Origin of the sequence: Myxococcus vastator, assembly GCF_010894475.1 — a bacterium.
Lineage (GTDB): Bacteria > Myxococcota > Myxococcia > Myxococcales > Myxococcaceae > Myxococcus > Myxococcus vastator.
Genome location: NZ_JAAIYB010000887.1, coordinates 1 through 1013 on the forward strand (window position 1 = coordinate 1; position 1013 = coordinate 1013).

General features: G+C 73.8%; 1 pseudogene. It reads left to right on the plus strand.

Annotated elements, in window-relative coordinates:
• Positions 1–184: 184 nt before the first annotated feature.
• Positions 185–1013: pseudogene (locus tag G4D87_RS38130) on the plus strand (hypothetical protein); the annotation flags it as partial.

The window sequence follows — 1013 nt, forward strand, 5'->3', positions numbered from 1 at the left end:
GCCAGGGGCCTGGGGGTGGACGCTGCGCGCTGAGCGACTGCCGCGCGGTGGTGGCTGCCTGGTGCTGGTCCTGGCGCTCCTCACGTCGGGCTGTGCCTCGCTGCCTTCTCGGACCAGCCCTGGAGGCACCCTGGCTGCCGGAGCGGGCCCGACGCCCATGGCGGCCCCTGGGCGCGGTGCCGTCGTGAGTCTTCCCGAGGACGACGGGCCCGACGACCTCGCCGACGAGGAGGATGCCGAAGCCGGGCCGCTCCTGCACCGCCGCCGAGTCATGTCGTCCCCCACGAGCCCCGGCGGAGGCGAGACGACGCCCCTCCGTGTGGTAGGCGCGTGCGGGGAGGTGCCTTCCGGCTGGCCGCACCTGGACTCAGAGGAGGAGGTGCTGGCGCCCTTCCTCGAATGCACCACGCCAGCCGCCTTCCTGGCCTTGCAGCGCCGGGCGGACATGCCTCGGCTGGTGGAGGCCCTCTCGGACTGGAATGCCGTCCGGCTGGGCGCCCTGGGCCCCCTGGAAGCCGAAGCGGCCCGCGTCCTCCTCCTGAAGCGCGCGGCCTTCCTCTCTTCCGCCGTCGAGAGGCACGGCCTGGCCAAGGCGGAAGTCCTCGCCCTCTTCGTCCTCCACACCACCCACGACGACGAGGTGCGGCAGCTCTTGCGCCTGTTGGCCGGCGACAAGCTGCTGACGCGCGCGCTGGGGGCCATGGAGGTGGTGCGCGAGGAGCTGACGCAGCGGGGCATGGCCCTCGCTGACTTCCCGGAGCGGGACTTCCGCGCGGGCGACATCGCGCGCGGGCTGGGACGGGCCGCGGACGACGTCGCGGCCTCCATTCCCCTCGTCGGCGGAAGCCGGAGCGTGGACGCGTCGGCGTTGCCCCCGCGGCTGCCACCGCCCTACCGGGCCGCGTACGAGGAGGTGGAGAAGGCGCAGTACCTGGGGGCCTTCGCGCCGGGCAACGTGGCCCTGGCGTCCTTTGACTCCCTCACCTTCGGCGTGCCGCTGGGCTTCTACCACC